This is a genomic window from Mycobacterium sp. 155, assembly GCF_000373905.1.
Lineage (GTDB): Bacteria > Actinomycetota > Actinomycetes > Mycobacteriales > Mycobacteriaceae > Mycobacterium.
The window spans coordinates 3511823-3535102 of sequence record NZ_KB892705.1 but is presented as its reverse complement, the minus strand read 5'-3'; the positions used below and the strand labels follow the sequence as shown (position 1 = coordinate 3535102).

Sequence of the window (23280 nt, the reverse complement as noted above, 5' to 3'; positions counted from 1 at the left end):
AGAATGCCACTTGTGGTTGGGTACCGCAGATAAGTTACCCACCAGTAACTGAGATCAACTATACCGTTCAGTAACTTCAACGCAAAGCCACCACGAGCAATTTCCGTCGGCTAATCAACCCAGCGGTTGATCGATCTTGACTATCGACCGATCGCGGCCTCCTGGCCTGCACCTCTATCGAAATGTGAAGCTTGTCACGGAACCGCTCGTTGGGCCTTGGCTGTTTCCCGCCGAGCAGACACTCCGGCACCCGAAAACCGGCGTGTCCGGTACCCCCGTGTCTGTTCGCGGGTCCTGGAGAACCGTCACCCGGGGGTCAGTCCTCCTGCTGCGCTTCGCGCGGCGCGTCCGGCCCCACCGATTCCGCAATCTCCGGCGATTCGGGTGTGTCCGGTGCCTCAGCCGACTCCGCGTCGGGCAGCTGACCCACGAGGTACTCGGCCAGCCCACCGATGGTCGGATAATCGAACACCGCGGTGGCGTTGATCGTGAACTTGCCGCCGAACTGACTGTGCAACCGGTTGCGGAGCTCGATTGCCATCAGCGAATCCGTGCCCAGGTCCAGGAACCGGCTGGTTGCGGCTGGCGGTTGCGCCAGCCGCAGGAAGTTCTGCACCTCACGCTGAAGGAATTCGGTCACGAAGCCGGCGCGCTGCGGCACCGGGATTTCCATGAGCTGCTTGAGCAGCTCACTGTCACCGGTCACCTCTCCGGCGGCACTCGGCAACACGAGGTCGAGGATGGGTGGCCGCGAGCTGCCCAGCACCTTGGCGGCCCGCTGCCAGTTGGCCTTGATGACGGTGGCTTGGCCGGTGCCGTTGGCGACGACCTCGGCGAGTGCCGCGAGCGCTGCCGACGGTTCCAGTGGAATCAGGCCCTGGGCACTGATGTTGGCGGTCGCGGCTTCCGACGAGGCCATGCCACCCTGGGCCCAGGGACCGAAGTTGACACCCGTGGCAGGCAGGCCTTGCGCCCTCCGCTGCGCGACCAGACCGTCGAGCAGGGCATTGGCGGTCGCGTAGTTGGCCTGACCGGGCGAACCGAACAGGCTCGACACCGACGACGACACGATGAAGAAGTCGAGATCGTCGTCTTTCGTCAGGCGGTCCAAGTAGCACGCACCGAATGCCTTGGGCGCCAACGTGGTCCGGAACCGTTCGACGCTCTGCTGGCCCAACAGTGCATCGTCGAGCACGCCGGCCAGATGTGTCACACCGGCGAGCGGCGGCAATTCCGCCCTGATCCGTTCCAGCAGCTTCGCTACCTCCGACTCGTCGCCGACATCGGCCGTGAAGACGTGGATTCGGGTCTTGTAGCGCTCGGTGATCTCCTCGATTGCCCGTTGCGCGTCGGCATCGGGTGCCCGCCGGCTGGTCAACACGATGTCACCGGCTCCGAGCTGGGCCAGGTACGACGCCGTGTGCAGACCGATCGCCCCGAGTCCGCCGGTGATCAGATAACTCCGATCGGGCTGCGGCTGCAGTGGGTTCGGTATCTGCACGACGATCTTCCCGATGTGCCGTGCCTGCTGCATGCGGCGGAACGCGGCCCGGGCCTCGGTCAGCGGGTAGATCTCGGCGGGCAGCGGCGTCCACTCGCTGCCCAGCCCTTGCGACACCTCGGTCAGCAAGTCGCGAATGCGATCGGGTTCGGTGAACATCACCGTGTCCAACGCCACGATCTCGTAGGCGATGTCGGGTCGGGCCTCGGCCATCCGCTCGGGTGACCAGATGTCACGCTTGGCGATCTCGGCGAAGCGGCCGTTGCGGGCAGTGGCCTTTAGCGTCGCCTCGATGAACCCTTCGCTGGTCAGGCTGTTGAGCACCACATCCACGCCCGCACCGTCGGTGTCAGCCAGGATCTCATCGGCGAAATGCGTTGTGCGCGAGTCGTAGACGTACTTCACACCCAGCCTGCGCAGTGTCGCACGCTTGAAGGTGCTGGCCGTGGCGAACACCTCGGCGCCGCACTGCTGCGCCATCTGGATCGCCGCCAACCCGACGCCACCGCTGGCCGCGTGGATCAGCACCTTGTCACCGGGCTTCAGCTGCGCCCAGTCGAACGCGAGCCGCACCGTCAGCGCCGCGGCGGGAATCGTCGCGGCTTCCACCGCGCTCACCCCAGCGGGGATCGGCGCCAGGAACTGGGCAGGCACGTTGAACCGGCTGGAGAACGCGCCCTGCATGGAGCCGTAGACACGCTGGCCCACCTCAAGCCCGGTTACACCCTCGCCCAATTGCGTGACGACGCCGGCGAAGTCGCCACCGATCGGCCCCGGGTCGCCCGGGTAGAGCCCGAGGACATTGAGCACGTCGCGGAAGTTGAGACCTGCGGCCTCCACCCGCACCTGCACGTAGCCCTCGTCGGGCGCCGGCACGTCCTTCTCGATCAGCCGCAGGTTGTCGATCGCGCCGCGTTCGGTGGGCGCCAGGACGTAGTCGCCGCCGCGCGGCACCGTGAGATGCCCGCTGCGCGCCCACGGCAACAACCGGGAGGCCAGCAGCTTTCCTTGCCGCAGAGCCAATTCCGGTTCATCCACCGGCGCCGCCAAAAGGTTGGCCAGGGCCCGTACGGCCTCGTCCGACCCGTCGCAGTCGACGAGTTTGGCATGCAGCGCAGGTTCCTCGTTGATCGTCGTGCGACCGAAGCCCCACAGCGCGGCCTGCACCGGATCGACCGGCTCACCGGACTCGGTGGCGACGGCCCGTTCGGTGACGATCCAAAGACCGCCGGGCAGCCTGACCTGACCCCCCTGCACCGTGTGTACGGCGCTGAGCAGGTTGGCGATCTCGGCTTCGAGCCGCGCTTCGGCGTCCGCCGACGCGCCTGCGCCCGGTCCGCTGCTACGCCACACGACGCCCGAGAACCCCATACCGCGTTCGTGGGCCTGAACCAGCAGCTGCCCCAGGAGTTCCGGATCGGTGTTCCGGTCGAACCGGACGCAGCCGGGCACCTTGGCGGCCAGTTCGTCGAACCCGGCGATCAGCCAGGTGCCGCTGACCTTTGCGGCCTCATCGCCGGACGGCGGCAGCGGAACCTCGTGCCACCCAAGGGTGTACAGCAGCCGGGTGGCGTCGCCGCCGAGGCCGCGCAGCAGTGCTTCGCGAGGTGCGCGTTTGACCGTGAACTCGCGAATTCCGCCGAGATGACGGCCATCTCGATCGAGGTATTCCAGATCGAACACCTGGGTTTCGCTGTCGAGGGCGCTCTCATGCCACCTTGCACGGCAGTAGAACCGTCGCGGCATCTTCTCCTTGAGCGTCACCTGCCCGTACCGCAAGGGCAGGAACAGGTCGTTGACGCCCTGTTGGGCCGCGAGCAGCGCTGGGAACGCGGGGAAGGCGACGCCGGTGCACAAGTCCATCAGCACGGGGTGCATCGGCTCGGTTCCGAGTTGTTCGGCGAGTTCCTCGCCGACGAGGATGTCGCCGATCGCCTCGCCCTCGCCGAGCCACAGCGACTTCAGGGAACCGGACCAGTTCGGTCCCCATGCCAGTTCCAGGTCGGAGAAGGTCTCGAACAGCTCCTGCGGACGCATGCGGTTCATGCGCTCGATGGCCTCGTCGACCGGATCGTCCTCGGCCGCCGGTTCACCGGTGTCGTCGCCGACGCCGCTCAGCACAGTGCCCTCGGCATTCAACGCCCATTCGGCGTCACTGACACCGAACGGACGGCTGTGCACCTGGAACTTCCATTCGCCGCCGCCGTTGGCCGGGTGCAATGTCAACTGCACCTCGCGGGAACTCTTCTTGGGCAGGATGATCGGCTCGTAGAAGAAGACGTCCTTGGCGTGCGCCGGGGTGCCCACCGCGGCCAGTGCCATCGCGGCGTACGTCGCGCCGGGGACGACGACGGTGCCGTAGATGACGTGGTCGGACAGCCAGGGCTGCGACTTGACTGACAGCCTGCTCGTGTAGACCGAGTCGCCGGAAGCGAGATCTTTGGCGCTGCCCAGGATTCCGGATCCCACGGAGCCGACCGCGCCGTCTATGGCGAGCCCACCTGTCTTGGGCCAGAAGCGACGATGCTGGAACGGGTAGGTGGGCAGCTCAACCTTGCGATGTGGCTGACCATGCAGCGCAGTGAAATTCGGCCGATGGCCACCGACGTAGGCCGCGGCCACCGCGTCGGCCATCTGGCGGCGGTCGCCAACGCCCTTGCGCAGCGAGACGATCGCCCGTGGCGCGGCCAAGTGCGCCGGCCAGACCTGCACCGCAGCTCCGGTGAGCACGGGCTGCGGACCGATCTCCATCAATATCGAGCAGCCCAGCGCCGCCACCGTGCGCACGCTCTCGGCGAACTGCACCGGCTGGCGGGAATGCCGCCGCCAGTACTGGGCGTCGACCGGCGTCTGGGCCGTGAGCACCGCACCGGCACGGTTGCAGACCAGCGGCAACGTCGGGGCAGCGAATTGCACCTGCGCCGCAAATGACTCGAACTCGTCGAGCACCGGATCCAGCAGTTCCGAGTGGAAGGCGTGGCTGGTCTCCAGCCAGGTGCAGCGGATGCCGTCTTCCTCGAATCGGTTGACCGCTTGTTGCAGATCCTCGCCAGGGCCAGAAAGTACGGTGTTGGGACCGTTGTATGCGCCGACCGACACGCGCGGGAATTCGCTCGCGATCTGCTCGACGTGTTTGGGATCGGCGAACACCGCCACCATTCGCCCACCCGCGGGGAGACTGCCGAACAGCCGGCCGCGGTGGGCGATCAGACGTGCACCGTCTTCGAGGCTGAACACTCCCGCCACGCATGCCGCTGCATACTGGCCCACGCTGTGACCCAGAACCACGTCGGGCTCGACACCCCATGACTGCCACAGCCGGGCCAAGCCCATCTCGACGGCGAAAAGTGCCGGCTGAGCAAACGAGGTGTGCCGCAGCCGTTCTCCGGCGTCACCATCCGTAGCGAACATGACCTCCAGCAACGGACGCGGCAGCACATCATCGACCGCCTCCGCGCAGCGCTTCACGGTCTCGGCGAAAACCGGTTCGGCGTCGAACAACTCGCGGGCCATTCCCGGGTACTGGCTGCCCTGCCCGGTGAACAACCAGGCCGTCGTCGGACGATTGGTGTGCTCACCACGGAGCACGCCAGGGCGGGTGCGGTTTTCGGCAAGGTCCGTAAGTCCCATGCGCGTGTCGGCGACCGAATCCACAACCAGCGCGGCGCGGTGTTCGAAGTGCGAACGACCCGCGCCCGCGGTGACGCAGACGTCGGCGAGATCGGCGTCCGGGTGGGCGTCCAACCACGCCCCATAGCGCTGTGCCAACGCCACCAGGGCTTCCGGTGACCGCGCGGACAGTGCCAGCACGTTGACACCGGGGCTCTCGGCCGGAGTCTCCGGCGCCAATTCAGCTGGGGTCGGCGCTTCCTCGATCAGCACGTGCGCGTTCGTGCCGGTGAATCCGAACGAACTCACGCCGGCACGCCGGGGCCTGCCGTTGGCCTGCCACGGAATCGCCTTGTCCACCACCCGCACCGAGAGCGAATTCCATGGGATGTGCGGTGACGGGTTCTCGAAGTGCAGGCTCTGTGGGAGCACGTCGTTCTGCAGCGACAACACGACCTTGATCAGGCCTGCTGCGCCCGAAGCGGATTCGGTGTGACCGATGTTGGTCTTCACCGAGCCCATCAGCAGCGGCCGGTCCGCGTCCCGCGAGGCGCCGTAGGCCGCGGCGGCCGCCTGGACCTCGATCGGATCGCCCAGCGGGGTGCCCGTGCCGTGCGCCTCGAGATAGTCGACGTCCCCGCCGGCCCACCCGGCGCGCGCGAGCGCTGTTCCGATGAGCCGTTGCTGTGCACCACCATTGGGCACGGTCAAGCCGCTGGACGCACCGTCCTGGTTCACCGCGCTGCTGGGAATGACCGCGCAGATCCGGTCGCCGTCACGCTGTGCATCGCTGAGCCTCTTGAGCACGAGAATGCCGCAGCCTTCACTGCGGACGTAGCCGTCGGCGGAGGCGTCGAAGGTCTTGCATCGCCCGACGGGGGACAGCATCCGGGCGCGGGAGGCGGCGACAACGGTCACCGGAGAAAGCAGGACGTTGACTCCGCCGGCCAACGCCAAGTCGCAGTCCCCGGAATGCAATGCCTGGCAGGCCTGATGGACAGCGACCAGCGCCGAGCTGCACGCGGTGTCGACAGCCATTGCCGGGCCTTCGAATCCCAGCGCGAAGGCAACCCGACCGGAGATGGCGTTGAGCGCATTGCCGGTGATGAAGTACGGCTCGATCTTGTCGATCGACTCCGACGACAGCAGATGGGCGTACTCATTGGCAGCGACACCCGCGAAGATGCCGGTTCGGCTGCCGCGCAACGCCGCCGGCGAATAGCCCGCTCTTTCCAAGCCCTCCCACACCGTTTCCAGCATCAGCCGCTGCTGGGGCTCGATCCAGAGCGCCTCACGCGGAGAGATACCGAAGAACTCGGGATCGAATCCGTCGATTCCGTCGAGGAATCCGCCGAAGCGCGTGTAGGTCTTACCCGCGGTCTCCGGATCCGGGTCGTAGAACTCGTCGATGTCGAAGCGGTCCTCCGGGATTTCCCGGATGGCATCGACACCACCGGACAGCAGGTCCCAGAAGGCCTCCGGGTCCGGCGCGCCGGGGAAACGGCACGACACCGCGACGATCGCGATCGGTTCGTCGGTGCTCGTGGTCACCGAGGCCGGTTGAGGAGCCGATTTGGTCTGCTCGCTGAGCCCGAGCACGTCGCCGAGCAGGTAGTCGGCCACATCGGAGAGCCTGGGGTAATCCATCACCAGGGTGATCGGGATCTCCGCACCGACGCCTTGTTCGATGCGGCGGCGCAGTTCGACCGCCATCAGCGAATCCATGCCGAGGTCGAAGAAGCCTGCGTCCTCACGGATCTCCGAGGAGTCCACGCGCGTCACCTCTGCCACGGCGTCACGCAGGTAATCGGTGAGCAGTTTCTTGCGCTGCTGAACCGGGGCACTTGCGAGCCGTTCGACCAACTGGGTTCTTCCAGAGGCAGTGCCGGACTGCGCGACGGACACCTGGGTGGGCACCTCGCGCTCCAACTCCGCCAGGACTGCCCGCCGGCCCGCTTGCTGGTAGAGCGGCAGGAAGCGGGCCCAGTCGATGCGGGCGACGACGCCTTGTGCTGATGGGGACGCCACCACGTCGGCCAGGCCTGCCAGTGCATCGGCAGGCGACAGTGTCCGGATCCCGCGCTGCTCCAGGCGCTTCCGAGATTCCGCATCGGCCATTCCTGCCGACCAGGGGCCGAAGTTGACGCTGACGCCGGCGACGCCCTGCTCGCGCAGGCGCCAGGCCAGCCCGTCGAGGAATGCGTTCGCCGCGCTGTAGGCGGTCTGACCGAATCCGCCCCAGACCGAGGCGATCGAGGAGGTGCTGATGAAGAAGTCGAGCTTCTCGTCAGCCACAGCCTCACTCAAATACCATGCACCCCAAACCTTCCCAGCGAAGACGCGATCCAGTTCGGCCTGCTGGGATTCGGAATCGAGCTCGCTCAGCGCAGTGGTGCCGATCTCGCCGGCTGCGTGGATGATGCCCACCAACGGAGGCAGCTCGGTCCGCACACCGGCCAGCAGACGCGCGACGTCGTGCGCGTCGGCGACATCGGCTGTGACCACCCGGACGTCGCAGCCGTGCTGGGCACGCAGTCCCTCGATGCGCTGCGCGGCGGTGTCGCTGGGCTCGCGCCTGCTGGTCAACACCAGATGCGTGGCGCCGTGCGACGCCAGGTAGCCCGCGATCTCCAGTCCTATGGATCCGAGCCCGCCCGTCACCAGATACGTTGCGTCGGAACGTAGTTCCAGCGGATTGCCGCTCGGCAATTCCTGCCGGCGCACCAACCGGGGCACGTAGACCGCTTGATCACGCAGCGCGACTTGGTCTTCCCTGGCGGACGAGTCGGGTCCCGCGGTGATCCGGCTGAGCAACCCGGACCATTCGTCAGCGTTGCCCGCCGACAAGTCGGCCAGCCCGCCCCACAGTTGCGGTAGTTCCAGTGCCGCAGCGCGGCCGAATCCCCACAGAGCGCTCTGTTCCGGAGCCACGGCGTCCAGGTCGGTGACGTGCTGTGCGCCGCGGGTGACGAGCCAGATGGGTGCTCTCAGGCCGGAGTCGACCGCAGCGCGGAAGAGCCGCCGCGTCCCGGTCATGACCTGGTGTTGCATCCGCAGCAGTGACCGCATCGAGGGTGCACCGGTTGAGTTGAGGGCGGCGACATGCACGATGCGCAGCGTCGAATCGTCGGTTACCGCGGCGCGCAACGCATCTGCGAGCTGCGCCTCGTCGGCGTCGGAGGCCGGCAGAGCGAGGAAACGATGCTGTTGCCCACGCGCGGTGAGTGTGTCGACCAGAGGCTTGACGGCATCGGAGTCGTCTCCGATGAGAATCCAGGAACTCGACCCGGCTTCCGCGCCGGAGAGCGGGGTAACCGTTTTCTCCCAGCGGAACTCGTAGCGGTCGTCGGCGATCGACTGGGTCGAGCGTTGCTGATTGTGTTGTGCCGCAAGCTTGGTCAGGACGCTCATGGTCTGCTGGTCGCTACCCGCGCCGTCGAGCAGGGCGGCGAGCTCCTCGATCCGGCCGTCCTCGAGGAGCCGGACGGTCTGGGTGCGCGCGGCAACGTGTTGTTGTGGCAGATGCCCAGCCTGATCTCTGTTGTCGCGATACCAGTACTGGCGGTGCTCGAACGGATATGTGGGCAGATCGAGCTTGCGCGCATGCGGCTGCCGGAAGGCGGCGAAGTCGGGCAGATGGCCCAACACGTAGGCGTCTGCGACGGCTTCGGTGAGCTGCCGGTTGTCGGCGATGTTTCGCCGCAGTGAGGCGATCACCCGGGGTGCGGTGGCCGGATCGGGCCACGCGCCCAACGCTGCGGCCGTGAGCACCGGTCGTGGGCCGATCTCGAGCAACACCTTGCAGTTCAGATCAGCCAGCGTCCGTACGCTCTTGGCGAATTCCACCGGTTGGCGCGCGTGCCGGCGCCAGTAGGCGCCATCGAGCTTGACGCTCCGACCGAGTGCCGTGCCGGTGCGGTTGTCGATCAGAATCCGTTGTGGTGCTTTGAAAGTGAACTGATTCGCGTACGACTCGAACTCATCGAGGATCGGATCCAGCAGCGCCGAGTGGAAGGCGTGGCTGGTTTCCAGCCAGTCGCACCGAATGCCGTCGGCCGTCAACCGGGCAACCGCCTTCTCCAGATCCTCTGTGGGCCCGGACAATACGGTGTTGGTGCCGTTGTAGGCAGCGACCGAGAGTGTCGGGAATTCGTCGGTGAGACTCTCGACCCGCTCGGCACCGGTGGACACCGCCACCATGCGGCCACCCGCGGGCAGACTTCCGAACAGGCGACCCCGTTCGGCTATCAGCCGCGCGCCGTCCTCGAGGCTGAACACGCCCGCGACGCAGGCCGCCGAATACTGGCCGACGCTGTGGCCCAGCACCACGTCCGGCTCGAAGCCCCACGATTGCCAAAGGCGGGCCAGCCCCATCTCCAGCGCGAACAACGCCGGCTGGGCATATGAGGTCTGCCGCAGAGTCTCTTCGCTCGCTTCGGCATCGAAAATCACGTCCAGCAACGGCTTTTCGAGAACATCCGCGACCGCGGCCGCGCAGCGATTCAGCGTCTCGGCGAACACCGGCTCGGTGCCGAACAAGTCGCGGGCCATCCCCGGGTACTGGCTGCCCTGTCCCGTGAACAGCCACGCTGTCTTCGGCGCCTCGTGCGATTCTCCGCGAACCAGACCAGGCGCGGGGCGGTCATCCGCGAGCGCGCCGAGTAGCTCGATGGCGGATTCTCTCGAATTGACCACCAAGGCGGCCCGCTGTTCCAGGTGTGCTCGTCCCGCGCCGGCGGTGAAGCACACGTCGGCCAAGGTGGCCTCCGGGTGTGAGATCAACCAGCTGCGATATTGGTCGGCGAGCTGGACCAGCGCGGCCGGTGTCCGCGCGGACAGCGGGAGGATGCTGAACCCGCCTCGCTCGACCGGTTGTGGTGCCGCTGCCGACTCCGGGGCTTCTTCGAGGATGACGTGCGCGTTGGTGCCGGCGAACCCGAACGAGCTGACGCCGGCGATACGCGGCTGCCCATTACGCTCCCAGGGCCTGGTCTCCTTCACCACCTCCACTGCAAGGCGGTCCCACGGAATGTGCGGCGACGGGTTCTCGAAGTGGAGATGCTTGGGCAATGTCTCATGCTCGAGCGACAGGATGACCTTGATAACGCCCGCGATACCCGCAGCGGCTTCCAGGTGCCCGATGTTGGTCTTCGCCGAGCCGATCAACAACGGCCGGTCGGGTTCGCGTCCGGTGCCGAGCACCGCCCCCGCGGCCTGGGCTTCGATCGGGTCGCCCAGCGAAGTACCGGTGCCGTGCGCTTCCAGGTATCCGACATCGCTGGGTTCGAGGTTCGCGCGCTTGAGCGCATCGGCGATGACGCGCTGCTGAGCGACGCCGTTGGGCACCGTCAGTCCGCCCGATGCGCCGTCCTGGTTGATCGCGCTGCCGCGGATCACGGCACGGATCCGGTCACCGTCGCGGATAGCGTCCTCAAGACGTTTGATGACGATGACGCCACAGCCCTCGCCGCGCACATAGCCGTCCGCGGCTGCATCGAAGGTCTTGCACCGACCGTCGGGCGCAAGCATGTGCGCGTTGGAGAACGTGATCATGGTTGCCGGCGTGAGCAGGACGTTCGCTCCGCCGGCCAGCGCGAGGTCGCATTCGCCCAAGCGCAGCGCCTGGCAGGCCTGGTGGATGGCCACCAAGGACGAGCTGCACGCGGTGTCGACCGCGACTGCGGGGCCCTGCAGCCCCAGCCGGTAGCTGATCCGCCCCGCGGCTGCGGCGTTCGACGTCCCGATGGCCATATAGGCCTCGATTTCGGGATAGGTCAGCTCGTCGGAGGCCATTCCCAGATAGTCATGAGTGGCCAAACCCACGAAGACCCCGGTGTTGGTCTCGGCCAGAGCCGTCGGGGCGATCCCCGAGTGCTCCACCGCGCGCCACGCGGTCTCCAGCAGGAGCCGATGCTGCGGGTCCATCAACCTGACCTCGCGGGTCGACATGCCGAAGAACGGCGCGTCGAACCCCGTCACGTCGTCGACGAAACCGGCCCGACGGGTTACCACCTTGCCTGGCGTACCGGGTTCCGGGTCGAAGAATTCGTCGACGTCCCAGCGGTCCCCGGGTACCTCCGAGATCGCGTCGCGGCCCTCTCGCAGCACGTCCCAGAACGTCTCGGCATCCGGCGCTCCTGGAAACCGCGCCGCGTACCCGACCACGGCAAAACGGGGTGGCGGCTCGATTGGACGCTCGACGGATTCCATGGCGTTGTCCTCCCTTGCATCGCGGTCAGAATGAGACTCCGCGCTCCCCCACAGCGCCTGAAGACCAACTCGACGCACACTATAGGCGTGCGTACCCGGGGGGTGCGCAGTTCGCTGTCCTGGCAGGAACCTGTACTGGACGGCTCCGGTAGAACCGAGGGTATGTTGTTGCCGCGACGGGTCATGCCGACCCCGGGTCCGGCTTTAACCGGGAGTCCTGAGAGGGGACGAGCTTTTGCGCATCGGGAAGATAACGGTTGGCGCACTTGAGGAATGGTCGTTGAGTTCAGGCTCAGTCACGTCCTGGCACCCCACGCCCGCGGCTCAGGAAAAGGCGAAGCGTGCGCCTGTCAGCCCGGTTCCGGTTAGCTACATGCAGCGCCAGCATCTTCGTAACTACAGCGAACGCACTGCTGCGGGGTTGAACTTCTCCCGGCAGATCATCGCCAGTTGTGAGGTACCCGGTCAGTGCGATATCTCGGCTATGGATCACGCCGTCAACACCTACCTGCGTCGGCACGACACATTCCGCAGTTGGTTCGAACGGGCCGGTGAAGGTGACTTCATCCGCCATGCCCTCGACGATCCGGCCGACATCGAATTCGTACCGGTCGATCAGGGCCACATGACGGCGGACGAAATACGTGCCCATGTCGTCGACATACCGAATCCGTTGGAATGGGGCTGCTTCACTTTCGGGATCGTTCAGAACGAAAGTCACTTCACCTTCTTCGCCGCCATGGATCACGTTCACGGGGACGCGACGTTGATCGGCACGACGATGATGGAAGCCAACGGCATGTATTCGGCGATGAGTGGCAGCGGTCAGGCCCTTGCGCTGCCCGATGCCGGTAGCTTCGATGACTTCTGCGTGCGTGAGGGTGAGTACACGTCGACGCTGACGGTCGATTCGCCGGGGGTGCGCGCATGGATCGACTTCGCTGCGAACAACAGTGACGGTTTCCCCGAATTCCCGCTGCCGCTGGGTAACCCGGACGAGTCGACCAGCAGTGCCTGGAGCTCGGAGGTCCTGATGTCCCCGGCGCAGACGGAACGTTTCGAATCGGCCTGCTCGGCGGCCGGAGCGCGCTTCGTCGGCGGATTGTTTGCCTGTCTGGCTCTGGTGGAGCATGAGTTCACCGGTGCGCTCACCTACTACGGCCTTACTCCGAGGGATTCCCGAACCGCCAGCGACAATTTCATGACACAGGGCTGGTTCACAGGTTTGATTCCCATCACCGTGCCGGTCGCGGCAACCTCTTTCGGCGATGCCGCATGGGCAGCGCAGGCTTCTTTCGATTCGAGCCTTGACATGGCGAGAGTTCCGTATTACCGCGTACTGGAGTTGGCGCCGTGGTTGAACTGGCCCCGTCCGAACTTCCCGGTGTCGAACTTCTTGCATGGTGGCGCGGCGCCACTCAACGCCATCCTCGCGGCGGGCGACTTGGGCCTTGCGAACAATATCGGAATGTATCCGGACAATCGGTTTTCCTACCAATTGACGATCTACATATTCCGGTACGGGGAAGGCACGGTCATGGCGATCATGCATCCCGACAATCCGGTCGCCAAGAAATCGGTGACTCGCTACCTGGAGGCGATGAGGTCGGTATCCGGACGGGTTGCTGACAGCGGACACTGGGGCCGGGTCGCCTAGCGGAGAGCAAAACCTGCGGACGTGAGGAGCACAGATAACGCTGCGGACGCGAGGAGCACGGATGGTGGTGGCCAGGTGAGGGCAACATGCGACGGTTAGCCGATCTCGTGGTGCGCTGGCCCTGGGCGGTGATCGGGGTCTGGGTGGCGCTGCTCATTGCCCTACCGCTGGCCCTCCCGTCGCTGAGCGCGATGGCGGAGAAGCATCCGCTGGCCATCCTGCCCAACGATGCGCCGTCGAGCGTCACTGCACAGAAGATGACCGAGGCGTTTCACGAACCGGGCAACGACGACCTCCTGTTGGTGGCGCTGATCAACGAGAAAGGGCTCGGGCCCGCCGACGAGGCGACCTACCGCAAGCTGGTCGACGCCCTGCACGACGATCAGGCCGACGTCGTGAGCGTGCAGGACTTCATCGCCACCCCGCAGCTGCGGAAGTTCATGACCAGTGAGGACAAGACGACCTGGGTGTTGCCCGTGGGTCTTGCGGGGGAGTTGGGCACGCCGCGGGCGTTCGAGTCGTTCAACCGGGTCTCCGACATCGTCGCTCGCAGCACCGCCGGCAGCACGACGCAGGTGCATGTCACCGGCCCCGCGGCCACCGCCGCCGACCTCACCGTCGCGGGTCAACGCGATCGCCTGCCGATCGAGATCGCGATCGCCGTCCTGGTCCTCGCGGTGCTGTTGGTGGTCTACCGCAGTGCGGTCACCATGCTGCTGCCGCTGGTGACTATCGGAACTTCACTGGTGATCGCCCAAGCCCTGGTCGCGGGCTATTCCCAACTCACAGGTTCGGGTGTTTCCAACCAGTCCATCGTCTTTTTGAGCGCGATCATGGCCGGCGCCGGAACGGATTATGCGGTCTTTCTCATCAGCCGCTACCACGACTATTTGCGATCGGGCGCGGATTCCGATCAGGCCGTCGAGAAGGCGATGATCTCGATCGGCAAGGTGATCACCGCATCCGCCACCACGGTGGGCATGACCTTTCTTCTCCTGAGCTTCTCCAAGATGGGAGTGTTCAGAACGGTCGGGGTGTCGTCGGCGATCGGTATCGGTGTGGCCTTCCTCGCCGGGCTGACGCTGTTGCCCGCGATCCTGGTGCTCGCCGGGCCACGTGGTTGGGTGAAGCCACGGCGTGAACTGACGGCCCGATTCTGGCGGCGCTCCGGGATCCGGATCGTGCGCAGGCCCGTGGCGCATGTGGCTGCCAGCCTGCTGGTGTTGGCCCTCCTGGCCGGCTGCGCGATCTTCGCGCGATACAACTACGACGATCGCAAGGTGGTGGCGGCGTCGGCGCCCAGTTCCATCGGGTACGCCGCGGTCGAACGCCATTTCCCCATAGCCCAGTCCATTCCCGAATACATCCTCGTGCAGTCGCCGCACGACCTGCGTACCCCGCGTGCGCTGGCGGACCTGGAACAGATGGCTTCACGGGTCGCGCAGTTGCCGGATGTCGGCATGGTCAGCGGAATCACCCGACCTCTCGGTGACGTGCCCCCCGAGTTCCGGGCCACCTACCAGGCTGGCTTGGTAGGTGACCGGCTGGCAAACGGTTCCGATCAGATCGACCAGCGCACCGGCGACCTCAACCGGCTGACGAACGGGGCCAACACTCTGGCGGACAGCCTCGCCGACGTGCGCGCGCAGATCACGCAGATAGCGCCCAGTATCCAGAGCCTGGTCGACACAATGACCTCGGTGCGCACCGAATACGGTGGCGACAAGCTCGTGAAGGACGTTGAAACCGCGGCTAAGCTCGTGCAGAGCATCAACACGCTCGCCAACTCCATGGGGTACAACCTCTCGGCCGTCAAGAACATCTTCGGATGGATTGACCCGGTTCTGCAGGCGCTGAACGGTAACGCGGTCTGCGACGCCAACCCGTCGTGCGCCGAGACCCGCGCCCAGTTCCAGAAACTGAGCGATTCGCGGGGCGACGGAAACCTCGACCAGATCAACGATCTCGCGCACCAACTCCAGGGGGTCGACGACAAGCAGACTCTCACCTCGACGGTGAACAAGCTGAACGCTGCCCTGGTGAACGTCTCCAAGGCAGTCAAGACCCTGGGGTTGGACAAACCCGGCGGTCCGCAGGCGGGTGTGAGGCAACTGCAGCAAGGTGCCGACCGGCTGGCCGGCGGAAGTCGGGAAGTGGCAGGCGGGGTTGACGAACTCGTCAAGCAGGTCAAGGTGATCGCTGACGGACTCAATCAGGCTTCGGCGTTCCTGATGTCGATGCGAACCAATGCTGCCGACCCGTCACAGGCCGGGTTCAACATCCCGGCCGAAGTGCTGGGTCTGCCGGACTTCAAGAAGGCTTCCGCGGCGTACGTCTCGCCGGATGGTCGCTCGGCGCGGTATCTGGTGCAAACCAAGCTCAATCCGTTCAGCTCTGAAGCGATGGACCAGGTCAATCAGATCCAGGACGTCGCTCGGGGCGCCCAGCCGAACACCGCGCTGGCCGACGCGACAATATCGATGGGCGGGTTCCCCGCCGCATTGCGCGACACCCGCGACTATTACCAGCAGGACATCCGCTACATCATCGTCGCGACGCTCATCGTCGTGCTGCTGACCCTGATGTTGCTGTTGCGGTCGATCGTGGCGCCGCTTTACCTCGTCGGTTCTGTGGTGATCTCGTATTTCGCGGCGATGGGAATCAGTGTCCTGGTATTCCAATACCTACTCCACCAGCCATTGCACTGGAGTGTGCCGCCATTGGCGTTCGTGGTGCTGGTCGCGGTGGGCGCCGACTACAACATGCTGCTGGTGTCGCGATTGCGCGACGAGTCTCTGCGCAGCGTGCGGTACGGCGTTATTCGCACCTTGGGCTCGACGGGTGGCGTGATCACCGCCGCGGGCCTCATCTTCGCGGCCTCTATGGCGGGTCTGCTGTTCTCCAGCATCGGCGTCGTGGTTCAAGGCGGCTTCGTGATTGGTGTGGGGATCCTGCTGGACACCTTCGTGGTGCGCACCATTACGGTGCCTGCCATTGCAACATTGGTAGGGCAGGCGAATTTCTGGCCGTCGCGGGCCGGGCGCGCACACGTGATGTATGTGAAACTACGAACCGAAGCGGGGCGATAGGAGTGGAGATGAAGAAACTCCTAGCTGGACTTGCACTGCTGGTGACCGCCAGCGTCACAGGATCTTTCGGCATCGTCGGGAGCGCGTGGGCCGATGACTCGCTGTCGCCCAGACCGCCGGCCCCCGGGAATCCGGACCGTGGAACCGCATACGCCTTGGGCGGGGCTCACGTTCTCGGTATTCCCTATGACGAGTACATCCGGATGACGGGTGAGCAGTGGTTCCCGGGCCTGAAGCGGGTGAAGGTCGACTACCCGGCAGGACAGGTTCAGGGCCACACCCTGGAACGTCTCTTCCCCGGTATCGGCCCGATCGGTGAGCAGATCTATCCCGGTCTGGGGCTGGACGGTCCCAGCATCGGCGAGTCGGTCGACCAGGGAGAGGGAAACCTCGATGCCGCCATCCGCAAAGGCGGCAAAGGCACGGCGATGGGGCTGTCCGAGGGAGCGCTCGTGCTCAATGCCGTGAAGGCGCGACTGGCCAATGATCCGACGGCTCCGCCGCCAGACCAACTGACCTTTGCGACGTTCGGCGACCCGATCGCCAAGAGCCCCTTCGGTGAGAGTTTCCTGACCCAGAACTTTCCCGTCGGCAGCGTCGTACCGTTCATGGACTACCGCATCCCGGCTCCTGTGGAGAGTCAGTACCACACCGACCAATTCGTCTCGGCCTACGACAGCATCGCCGACTGGCCCGACCGGCCCGACAACTGGATGAGCGTCATCAACGCGATCGCGGGGCTCGCTACCGGTCACACCGCGATTGCGTTCACCAATCCGAGCAATGTTCCGCCGCAGAACATCCGGACGACGGTCAATTCGAAGGGTGCGACGACGACGACGTACCTGGTCCCCGAGGAGCACCTGCCGCTGGTGTTGCCCTTCAAGTACCTGGGATATGACCAGAACACGCTCAATCAGCTGGATGCGGTGCTGCTGCCCATGGTCAATGCGGGTTATTCGCGAAACGACGATCCGGCGACCGCTCCGGTCACGGTGGACCCGGTGCACGGTTTCGACCCGGCGGAAGTCACCGCACCGGCAAACGAGGCGACGTTCGGCGGCGGCGCCGATCCCATGTCGGAGATCGTCAAGGCCGCGATGTCCGTGCTGAACCCCAAGGGTGCAGGCTGATTACGACACCGAGCCGACGGATTCGACTAGTTACGGACGTGATGTGATGTCTACCCAATCATCTATTCTCTCGATGCTGCACGGGCGTGCCAGCCTGCGTCCCGACGATGTGGCCTTCACGTTCACCGACTACGAATACGACCCGGCGGGCGTTGCGAAGAGTCTTACGTGGGCGCAGCTGTCCCGCCGGACCATGAACGTGGCACGTGAGATCCGGCCTCATGGGGAGGTGGGTGATCGGGCACTGATCCTGGCGCCGCAGGGCCTGGAATACATCCTGGCCTTCCTGGGAGTCATGCAGGCGGGGCTTATCGCCGTTCCGCTACCGCTGCCCCATCGCGGCGCGAGCCATGATCGCGTGAGTGCGGTTGTTGCGGATACGACGCCGGTGGTTGTTCTCACGACGTCCGCTGTCGCGCAGGATGTCGGCGACTACGTCGATCAGTCAGACATGGACACCGCACCGAAGATCGTGGCAATCGATGCGCTGAATCTGGATGCCGAAGGCGAACCGAGCACCGAGACGGCTGAGTTCCCCAGCACGGCGTATCTGCAGTACAGCTCCGGTTCGACGCGGTTGCCCACCGGGGTGATGATCTCGCACCGCAACCTTCACGTGAATTTCGAGCAGCTGATGCGCGGCTTGTTCGCGGATGCGAGTGTGGCATCCGTAACCGACAGGACGATTGTGTCGTGGTTGCCCTTCTACCACGACATGGGATTGGTGCTGGGTGTCTGCGCACCCATCCTGGGGGGTTACCGCGCGGCCCTGACGAGTCCGGTTGCCTTCTTGGAGAAACCATCCAGATGGGTACGGGCACTCGCCGAGAATCCCGGTGCCTTTTCCGCCGCGCCGAACTTCGCGTTCGACCTGGCCGCCCGTAAGACCAAGGACGCCGATCTCGCGGGACTCGACCTCGGCGGGGTGCTGGGCATCATCAACGGCGCGGAGCGGGTCGACCCGGCCACCCTGGAACGCTTTGCAGATCGGTTTGCCCACTTCAATTTCCGCGACCATATGCTGCGGCCCTCGTATGGTCTGGCGGAGGCGACCGTCTACGTGGCGAGTGGCACTTGGAGTGACTCGTCGGGGGCTGTCGCCTTCGATACCGATGAATTGTCGGTCGGTCGCGTCAAGCAGTGCTCGGCCGGGAAGGGCTCAGCGCTCGTCAAGTACAAGTTGCCGCAATCACCGGTGGTGCGCATCGTCGACGTCGACACAGGCCAGGAATGCGCGCAGGACGTGGTGGGCGAGATCTGGGTGCACGGCGACAACGTCGCGGCCGGGTACTGGCGCCGGTCGCCAGAGGAGCAGCAGTGTTTCGGTGCCACCCTCGCCGATCCAACGCCCGGTACGGTTGCCGGGCTCTGGTTGAAAACCGGCGATCTGGGCTTTGTCTCCGGCGGTGAGCTGTTCATCGTCGGGCGCATCAAGGATCTGCTGATCATCCGCGGGCGCAATCACTACCCCGAGGACATCGAGGCGACGGTCCAGCAGATCACCGGTGGCCGGGTCGCGGCGATCTCGGTTCCGGTGAACAGCACCGAGAAGCTGGTCACCGTCATCGAGGTCAAGAAGCGGACGGAGTCCACAGTCGAGGCCGTGCACTGGTTCAGCGCGGTCAAGAGCGACGTCACCTCCGCGATCTCTAATGCACACGGGTTGAATGTCGGGGATCTCGTGCTCGTGCCTCCCGGGTCGATCCCCACGACGACGAGCGGCAAGATCCGGCGCGCCGCCTGCGCAGAGCAGTACCAGCAGGACGAATTCACTCGGTTGGACGCCTCGTAGTCGACGGCTCGCGCAGTCACAGACCGACGAATCCGACGACGAACAGCACACAGCCGACCGTGGCCAACAGGGCGGCGGCTTCACGGCGGTGCCTCGCCCGCAGCCAATCGTGCAGTGTCGAAAGCGTGGCCCGGGTGCGGTCCGGAGCCACCAGGTAACAGATCAGCGGGATCTCGACGAGCCCGAACGCCACTACGTTGAACAGAAGTAACGCGCCGACCTGCGTGGCGGCCGCCGTGCCCGACGCGACGATGAGCATCAGCGCGGCAAGATAGTCCACCGACGGCAGTGCAATGCCGAGGCCGGCGACGCCGGCCGTCCACAGTGAATGTCCGTTGAGCAGTTGCCGGGTGCGCATCGCGAGCTGTCCCGGTTCGCGGTCGGCTTTCGGCCCGACCAGGCCCGCGGCCACAGCCGCCGCGACCACCAGCACCAGCGCACCCACCACCATCTGCATTCTGGGCAACGTGAAATGAGCGAACCCCAAGGCTGGTCGCAGGACGAACAGCACTGTCATACCCACCACGGTGCCCATCGTGAAACCGCCGGCGAGGAACGTGAGGAGTTGCAGCAGCGGTCGGGGTCGGTTGAGCATCAGGACCGTCATACCGATCCGAAACGGCTCCAGGCTGACCGCAGCGGCCATCACCAGCAACGGCGTGATCCACATGTTGATTCAGCGGTCGCCCGGCTACCCGTCCAGACGAAAACGTTCACACAGCATGGAAGGAATCGACACGTTGGGCATGGCGTCAGGCTACTCAAACCGCTCGGCGGCGGGGCGGCCAAGTTCGGTTCACGGCGAACTTGACGGTGGCCGGTGTGTGACGCTGCATGTGAAGATGGAGGTGATATGAGTGCTACAGATTTGAGCCCGACGTCGCTGCGTGAGGCGTTCGGTCATTTCCCAACCGGTGTCATCGCGATCGCCGCCAAGGTGGATGGCGCGCTGATCGGTCTGGCTGCTAGCACTTTCGTCCCGGTATCTCTGGACCCGCCGCTGGTGTCCTTCTGTGTGCAGAACAGTTCCAACACGTGGCCGAAGCTCAAGGGGTTGCCGGCCCTTGGCATCAGTGTGCTTGGCGAGTGCCATGACGCTGCCGTGCGCACGTTGGCGGCCAAGACCGGCGACCGCTTCGCGGGGCTGGAGACCGAATCACGCGAATCGGGTGCGGTGTTCATCCACGGCACCAGCGTGTGGTTGGAGAGCGCCATCGAACAGTTGGTGCCCGCCGGCGATCACACCATTGTGCTACTGCGGGTCAGCGAGATCACCGTACACTCCGACATCGCACCGATCGTGTTCCATCGCAGTGCATTTCGTCGGCTGGGTGAGGACTGACTAGGTGGCTCAGGGGCGTTCGGAGAGTTCCTCGCGATAGCCGGTGATTCGTTGTTCGATCTCGGCGGCGTCTTCCGGCCGGCCTTCCTTGCGGGCCAGATCCGCGCGGGCCGAAAGTTGGCGGATCGCCGTACGGATGTCGTTGACGCTGTAAGTCTGTCGCATGCTCATCGGCTGCCTTTCGACTTTGATTGGCTGCTCTCGACGAGCCTACGCCGCCTCGGCATCGAACACTGGCTGTTGTTGTCCTAGCGCTTGAAGAGCTTGTTGCCCAGCCACACGATCGGGTCGTACTTGCGGTCCACCACACGTTCTTTCATCGGGATCAGCGCGTTGTCGGTGATCTTGATGTTTTCCGGGCAGACCTCGGTGCAGCACTTGGTGATGTTGCAGTAGCCCAGCCCGAACTCGTCCTGAGCCATGTCCCGGCGGTCGACGGTATCCAGCGGGTGCATGTCCAGTTCGGCAATCCGCATGTGGAAACGCGGACCGGCGAAGGACTTCTTGTTCTCATCGTGGTCACGGATCACATGGCAGACGTTCTGACACAGGAAGCACTCGATGCACTTACGGAATTCCTGGCTGCGGTTGACGTCCTCCTGCTGCATGCGGTATTCACCGGGCTGCAGATCCTTGGGCGGCGTGAACGACGGGATCTCGCGGGCCTTCTGGTAGTTGAACGACACATCGGTGACCAGGTCGCGCATGATCGGGAAGGTGCGCAGCGGCGTCACGGTCACGGTCTCGGCCGGGTCGAACGTCGACATCCGCGTCATGCACATCAACCGTGGGCGGCCGTTGATCTCGGCCGAACAAGACCCGCACTTGCCCGCCTTGCAGTTCCACCGCACCGCCAGATCGGGCGTTTGGGTGGCTTGCAGCCGGTGGATGATGTCGAGCACCACCTCGCCGTCGTTGACCTCGACGGTGTAGTCCTGCAAGCCGCCGCCTGTGTCGTCGCCGCGCCAGACCCGCAGACTCGCGTCGTATTTAGCCATCTCAGCCCTTCCAATCGGGGTGCTCGGCCAGTTCCTGCTGGGTGTAGTACTTCTCCAGTTCCGACAGCTCGAAGGTGGCCAGCAGGTCGGCCCGCATCGGGGCTTGCGATTCCGGTGTCACCAAGACGTCCGGGACCAGCGCATCACCGGCCTCATCGTCGACGGTCCGGCATACCAGCAGCGTGTTGCGCCAATTGGCGTCCATGCTCGGGTAGTCGTCGCGGGTGTGTCCGCCCCGGCTTTCGGTGCGCGCCAACGCGGCCTTCGCGACGCATTCACTGACCAGGAGCATGTTGCGCAGGTCGATTGCCAGGTGCCAGCCGGGATTGAAGACCCGTCCGCCCTGGACACTGACGTTGTGCACACGGCGGCGGAGCTCGGCGAGCTTGTCGAGCGCTTCTTCGATCTCGGCTTCCCTGCGGATGATGCCGACGAGGTCGTTCATCGACTGCTGTAACTCGGCGTGCAATGCGTACGGGTTCTCGGGCCGCTCGTGTTCCTCGAATGGCGCCAACGCGGTTGCGACGGCTTCTCCGATCGAGGCGTCGGAGACCTTCGGCCGCTCCGGCAACGCCCGCACGTAGTCGGCGGCACCGAGCCCGGCGCGGCGGCCGAACACCAGCAGGTCCGACAGTGAGTTCCCGCCCAGCCGGTTCGAGCCGTGCATTCCGCCCGAACACTCACCAGCTGCGAACAGGCCGGGGGTGATGGCGCCACCGGTGTCCGGGTCGACCTCGATCCCGCCCATCACGTAGTGGCAGGTCGGCCCGACCTCCATCTCGTCCTTGGTGATGTCGACCTCGGCGAGCTCCATGAACTGGTGGTACATCGACGGCAGCCGCCGTTTGATCTCCTCGGTCGGCATGCGGGATGCGATGTCCAGATACACCCCGCCGTGTGGTGAGCCGCGACCCGCCTTCACCTCGGAGTTGATTGCGCGAGCCACCTCGTCGCGGGGGAGCAGGTCAGGGGTGCGCCGGGCCGAGTCGTTGTCTTTGAGCCACTGGTCGGCTTCTTCCTCGGTCTCGGCGTACTGGCCTTTGAACACCGCGGGGATGTAGTCGAACATGAACCGCTTGCCCTCGGAGTTCTTGAGCACCCCGCCGTCGCCGCGAACCCCCTCGGTGACCAGGATGCCCTTCACCGACAGCGGCCATACCATGCCGGTGGGGTGGAACTGGATGAACTCCATGTTGATCAGGGTCGAGCCAGCGCGCAGCGCCAGCGCATGCCCGTCGCCCGTGTACTCCCACGAATTCGACGACACCTTGAACGACTTGCCGATGCCGCCGGTGGCCAGCACGATCGCGGGGGCCTCGAACAGCACGAAATTGCCGCTCTCGCGGTAATAGCCGAACGCCCCGGCCACTCTTTTCTCTGGCCCGGCATTGTCCAACATCAGTTCGGTGATCGCGGTTTCGTGGAACACCTTGATGCGCGCCTCGTAGTCGCCGAGTTCGCGCTTGTCCTCCTGCTGTAGTGAGACGATCTTCTGCTGCAGGGTGCGGATGATCTCCAGGCCGGTGCGATCGCCGACGTGCGCAAGCCTCGGGTAAGTGTGGCCACCGAAGTTGCGCTGGCTGATCTTGCCGTCCTTGGTGCGGTCGAACAGCGCTCCGTAGGTCTCCAGTTCCCAGACCCGGTCCGGGGCTTCCTGCGCATGCAGTTCGGCCATCCGCCAGTTGTTGAGGAACTTGCCGCCGCGCATGGTGTCACCGAAGTGCACCTGCCAGGAGTCCTTGGTGTTGACGTTGCGCATCGCCGCGGCGCAGCCGCCCTCGGCCATCACCGTATGTGCCTTGCCGAACAGCGATTTGGTCACCACTGCAACTCGCAGACCCCGCTCGCGGGCCTCGATCACCGCGCGCAGTCCCGCGCCGCCGGCACCGATCACGACAACGTCGTATTGATGCCGTTCCAGTTCAGCCATCTATATCCCCACTACTTTG

The 23280-nt window shown here is 65.2% G+C and carries 10 protein-coding genes; 5 read left to right on the top strand and 5 right to left on the bottom strand.

Annotated features, from left to right (window positions below; genetic code table 11):
* Positions 1–316: 316 nt before the first annotated feature.
* Entirely contained in the window at positions 317–11320 is an 11004-nt protein-coding gene (locus B133_RS22955; protein ID WP_018602684.1) for a type I polyketide synthase, read from the bottom strand.
* 235 nt (positions 11321–11555) lie between these two features.
* Between B133_RS22955 and B133_RS0116820 the strand changes: the two genes are divergently transcribed.
* The 4 genes from B133_RS0116820 to B133_RS0116805 all read left to right on the top strand — a co-directional run bounded on the left by B133_RS0116820 (position 11556) and on the right by B133_RS0116805 (position 18991).
* Positions 11556–12977: a condensation domain-containing protein gene (locus tag B133_RS0116820; RefSeq protein ID WP_026256528.1), complete on the top strand. Its 1422-nt coding sequence runs from the start codon at positions 11556–11558 to the stop codon at positions 12975–12977.
* A gap of 86 nt (positions 12978–13063) precedes the next feature.
* Positions 13064–16066, top strand: coding sequence for an RND family transporter (locus B133_RS22950; protein WP_051088061.1), 3003 nt, complete (start codon positions 13064–13066; stop codon positions 16064–16066).
* 8 nt (positions 16067–16074) lie between these two features.
* Complete coding sequence (pe, locus tag B133_RS0116810; RefSeq protein ID WP_018602679.1) at positions 16075–17199, top strand: acyltransferase PE; 1125 nt, start codon at positions 16075–16077, stop codon at positions 17197–17199.
* A gap of 46 nt (positions 17200–17245) precedes the next feature.
* Positions 17246–18991 carry an AMP-binding protein gene (locus B133_RS0116805; RefSeq protein WP_081618294.1) on the top strand — a complete coding sequence of 582 codons (1746 nt, stop codon included), beginning with the start codon at positions 17246–17248 and terminating at the stop codon, positions 18989–18991.
* 16 nt (positions 18992–19007) lie between these two features.
* Here B133_RS0116805 and B133_RS0116800 read toward each other — a convergent pair whose 3' ends face one another.
* Positions 19008–19661: a GAP family protein gene (locus B133_RS0116800; protein WP_018602675.1), complete on the bottom strand. Its 654-nt coding sequence runs from the start codon at positions 19659–19661 to the stop codon at positions 19008–19010.
* A gap of 183 nt (positions 19662–19844) precedes the next feature.
* On the opposite strand from B133_RS0116800, the gene B133_RS0116795 reads away from it, so the two are divergent.
* A complete protein-coding gene (locus B133_RS0116795) occupies positions 19845–20333 on the top strand; it encodes a flavin reductase family protein (RefSeq protein ID WP_018602673.1) in 489 nt (162 codons plus the stop codon).
* Between the two features lie 9 nt (positions 20334–20342).
* On the opposite strand, the gene B133_RS24110 is transcribed toward B133_RS0116795, so the two are convergent.
* The 3 genes from B133_RS24110 to B133_RS0116780 all read right to left on the bottom strand — a co-directional run bounded on the left by B133_RS24110 (position 20343) and on the right by B133_RS0116780 (position 23261).
* Positions 20343–20504, bottom strand: coding sequence for a hypothetical protein (locus B133_RS24110; protein WP_018602670.1), 162 nt, complete (start codon positions 20502–20504; stop codon positions 20343–20345).
* Between the two features lie 77 nt (positions 20505–20581).
* A complete protein-coding gene (locus B133_RS0116785; protein WP_018602669.1) occupies positions 20582–21331 on the bottom strand; it encodes a succinate dehydrogenase/fumarate reductase iron-sulfur subunit in 750 nt (249 codons plus the stop codon).
* 1 nt (position 21332) lies between these two features.
* Positions 21333–23261: a fumarate reductase/succinate dehydrogenase flavoprotein subunit gene (locus B133_RS0116780; RefSeq protein ID WP_018602668.1), complete on the bottom strand. Its 1929-nt coding sequence runs from the start codon at positions 23259–23261 to the stop codon at positions 21333–21335.
* Between the last annotated feature and the right edge of the window lie 19 nt (positions 23262–23280).